This is a genomic window from Nostoc sp. CHAB 5715 (assembly GCF_020829685.1).
Taxonomy (GTDB): domain Bacteria; phylum Cyanobacteriota; class Cyanobacteriia; order Cyanobacteriales; family Nostocaceae; genus Nostoc.
In genome coordinates this window covers 1-3874 of sequence record NZ_JAIVFR010000742.1, presented here as the reverse complement: position 1 = coordinate 3874, position 3874 = coordinate 1, and the positions used below count along the sequence as shown (strand labels likewise).

The window sequence follows — 3874 nt, the reverse complement described above, 5'->3', positions numbered from 1 at the left end:
GAATCATTTTCTGCTTGGCTTGATGTCCTAAATTTAGCTGTTGCTCTACCACCTCAACACTTAACTCCACCTGATCTGCCCATTCTTGCAGCGTGGGTTCGTGCTTTAATTTCATAGCCAATTCTTCTTTAGCAGCTAGTAAATTCATCATCTGCTGCACTTGTTCGGCAAAAATAACCTCTTGTTCACGAGTCAACAAATCTACACGCCCGATTTCTTGCAGATAACTACGCACAATATCATCTGTAGCTCGAGGTTTTTTATCTGCGGCTAAACTTTTTTTCTTCGTTTTTTGAACTTCGGTAGGTGGAGATGTTAAGTTGCTCATGGTTATTTGCTCCTCTGTAACCTCATCAATTTATTGGTATCAAGTCTAGATATTCAGACCCATAGCCATTTCACACTGCTAATCAATCAATTGGCAATACTGAAGAATTCTGATCTATGATACATTACAAGTCAATTCTTGGAGATAATAAACCCAAAATCAACCCACCCCCTAATAATAACATCATCAGTAGTAACAAATCAATTACCCCAAGTATCATTACCATATTTTTTGAGCTTATTACACTGCTTTATTATTGATATTTCCATATCTGTAAAATATAATTATTATTGCTTTAATTCTCTAATACACTTTATGAGTAAATTAAACATTGCCCCGAAAAGCATTTGATTACAATAAATAAATGAAGAAGAAATAATACTAGTCGTACTCTAATATTATTAAAACATAAAATAACAATTTATTTTGATTGCTCTTATTTTGGTTATATTCTAAAAATATTTTTATTGAATATCAACTTCTTAAACATAAAATGCCCATTTTTTACTAAATAATCCAATCATATCAGGTACGTAGAGCGGTAACCATTAAAAAAAACACTTCCCCAGCCTCCTGTATTTAAGATAGCTTTCTTAGAAGCAGTTTAACTGGCGGTGTAGCAACCGCCACAAAGGAAACAAACAAGCCAAATCTTTTTCCCTTCTACCTCAACAAGACAGCATAGCTGCTTTGCTTGTTGAAAGTCCAATTAAATACTTGTAATTAGGGATTTAGGACGGCAAAGACGCAGGTATATATGATAATTGCGCTTGTGTCATACTGCACGCAGACATCTGCATTGGGTGCAGTATTATCAATGTAATTACTCTTGGCGACATTTTCTTGACTAAAAGTAGTAACAGTGGTATGATGAACAGCAAGAATAATACTTGGCAAAACAACACCTGCGATCGCAAGTAATTATCCTATTGAAGCGAAAAGACTTACGTTTCGGGGTGATTAATTATTATACAGCATAATTTCAATAATAAGATTTCCGACTTCTCCAAAAATGCAGAAATCATCTGAAACCCTTAACAATAGGATATCTTAAAGCTTCCACACTTACTAGTTTTCACCTTAAGTTGACACAAAAGCACAGTTGTGAATCGATACAGCTGATTAACTTGTTGCAAAGATTTTAGGAAAATGGTACTACGTTGCAATTTTAACTTACAGCGCTTTTCAAGTAATTGAACTACACCACTCCCTACTCCCCACTCCCTACTCCCCGTCTCATCTGTGGTCTAAATACCTGAAAAATGCTGTAACTTTTCAACTATCACTTTATTAGATATTGATTAAGAAAAGCACTCACCTCATTAGCGCATAGCCCAACATTAACTATCTTTCCTGCAATTCTTAAGAATGTCCAATCCTTGACCATTATTACGGGAGTCTGGATCAATTATAGATACATATATTTCATGTATACGATGATCTTTGGCGATCGCTAAAGCACATGCGGGTGTGCGTCCATGAAAAGAACAAGGTTCAAGAGTTACATACATTTTCAAGAAGTTGAAAGCTTTGCCTTGAATTTGGTTAAGTGCATCAGCCTCAGCATGGTGTTTTCCGGGTGCTTGCGTGTATCCTTGGGCTACTATCTCTTGGGCATCTATGATTACACAGCCTAATGGTGGGTTCGGCAAACATTCTGGCAAAGCTTTTCGGCTTTGAGCTAAAGCAGCCAGCATAAATATTTCATCCATATTTTAACGTAAATTATCTAGATAAATTACACTACCAATAATTAGTTATCTCTTGCGAAAAAAGTTCTATATCAGAACTTAGTAACTGTCACACTAATACCAGAATCCAGTTTAGGAACCTTGAGATACTCAATTGGCTCAGTACTCTGAGAAGTTTGAGTATTTGTTGGCTTTTGACATTGCTTAAAGAAAGCACCTGGGTTATTGATGAACTCAAGCGGGTTAATCTTTTGGCATCCTTGCTTCTGTACTAGCAAAATTGATTCAGCAGTTTCTTTGGGATTATTGGTCTGTCCGGTAAAATTACTCCATGTAGTGTTAATCGTGGCTGGCTCCGTCAATAAAACTCCAGCCTGATTATAATCGCCTGTTATCATGGGAACATTTTCTTGGTTAGCATAGACACTCTGGGGGAGAGCGAGTACACTAATCACAACCACTAAGATGATAGAAGATAATTTCATAATTCAATACTCTTTACATTTAATGTTAGTTTAATAATTAAAATTGCCTAGATACAAAAAGCAAAAAATAGCAGCTTAGTTTTAATACTTGAGATTAACACAGGTAGCAAGAAGTTTAGCTAAACTTCATTAAAAATATAGTGAAGTTTATTTAGTCAGATGTAGACTTTTGTCTAAAAGGAGGCAGTTGAGCAATCCATGCTCTAACCATGTCGGAATTTGAGACTCGTCTGTTCTGTGCTTTCTGCTGCAACTATGCTAACTCATATTCTTTTAGCCGTATTAATAAGTAGGTCAGCGTAAAACTTTGTTTTTGGCATAAAGCAGCAGTGAATACGATTGTACCGTAGTTTATCTTTCTTCACATAGTGGTTTTATTGTGCAAACTTAGTTACTAGCCGTTTATCTCTTCTGCGTATTACAATACGATTACACAAATAAGACAATGTATACAGCAGAATACAGAATACAGAATTCAGGAGTAAAACACGCTTTATACCTGGGTAACAGACGAATCGTTGTGTACCTCACCAACTTAAAATCTGCTGTATGTTGTTAGATAAACCTTGGAAGGAGTATTTTGTGTCTACAGTTGTTTTATTGCTTACCCTTAAGCAATTAATTCCTCTTGTCTTTTCAGAATCAGCAAAAAGGCAGCGAATATACTAGCATTTATATGAATATTTTATAAAGCTCTGCAATTCAGTTTTTTTACAGAATATGATGTTGATTACTAGATGATTAATCAATAGTTTCATCAGTAGTAACACAACGCTAAGTTAAACCAAGAATTAGTCTTTTTAATCTAGGTTTATCAATCAACTTGATATTTGCATATTTCACTAAAGGAGTTTGAATTATAGTGAAATTTGGTTCGTAATTCCAAATAATCAAAATTATGTAGTATTTCCTATTTTGTGCATAATATGAAAGCCAGATGCTGTTAGTTAAAAATGTCTACTAATTTACTTCACCTTTTGAACAACCTCAATAAGAAGGCATTAGCTGACAATCAACGCAGATATTACCATAGCAAAGTAGACTCCAGTGCTAGTATCGGTAAAATACTGAGAAATATCTCTTGTAAGTAAATCAACCTCTTTATAAAATTTATATATATTATAACGATGGAATCTTTACCACACATTGAAGAAGTAAATATTCAGAAATACTTAGAAGTTATTCAACGGCGTTGGCTACCTCTAGTCGGCATTTTTGGCATAACTGTTACCCTTGGATGCTTGTATGCATTTTCACTAAAACCCTCATACAAGGCAGAAGGAAGTTTGATGATTAAGACAAATCGCTCTTCCTCACTCACAGGGTTATCACAAGACATAGGACGCTTGGAAGCTAATGCCTTCTTATTG

4 protein-coding genes and 1 pseudogene are annotated in these 3874 nt (G+C 35.1%); 1 reads left to right on the top strand and 4 read right to left on the bottom strand.

What is annotated here, in order from left to right; genetic code table 11:
- The 4 genes from LC574_RS30365 to LC574_RS30350 all read right to left on the bottom strand — a co-directional run.
- Window positions 1-328: sigma-70 factor domain-containing protein (locus LC574_RS30365; RefSeq protein WP_306422178.1), on the bottom strand; the 328-nt coding region annotated here is incomplete at its 3' end.
- Between the two features lie 723 nt (window positions 329-1051).
- A complete protein-coding gene (locus LC574_RS30360) occupies window positions 1052-1240 on the bottom strand; it encodes a DUF3172 domain-containing protein (protein WP_368736753.1) in 189 nt (62 codons plus the stop codon).
- A 428-nt stretch (window positions 1241-1668) separates the two neighbouring features.
- Window positions 1669-2040 carry a deaminase gene (locus LC574_RS30355; protein ID WP_229457315.1) on the bottom strand — a complete coding sequence of 124 codons (372 nt, stop codon included), beginning with the start codon at window positions 2038-2040 and terminating at the stop codon, window positions 1669-1671.
- Between the two features lie 71 nt (window positions 2041-2111).
- Window positions 2112-2504, bottom strand: a complete 393-nt coding sequence (locus LC574_RS30350; RefSeq protein WP_229457314.1) for a hypothetical protein — start codon at window positions 2502-2504, stop codon at window positions 2112-2114.
- Window positions 2505-3631: 1127 nt separating this feature from the next.
- On the opposite strand from LC574_RS30350, the pseudogene LC574_RS30345 reads away from it, so the two are divergent.
- Window positions 3632-3874: pseudogene (locus LC574_RS30345) on the top strand (lipopolysaccharide biosynthesis protein); the annotation flags it as partial.

Coding starts and splice junctions, on each gene's coding strand:
- LC574_RS30355 (WP_229457315.1), bottom strand. CDS start 2,040: ATGGATGAAATATTTATGCTGGCTGCTTTAGCTCAAAGCCGAAAAGCT.
- LC574_RS30350 (WP_229457314.1), bottom strand. CDS start 2,504: ATGAAATTATCTTCTATCATCTTAGTGGTTGTGATTAGTGTACTCGCT.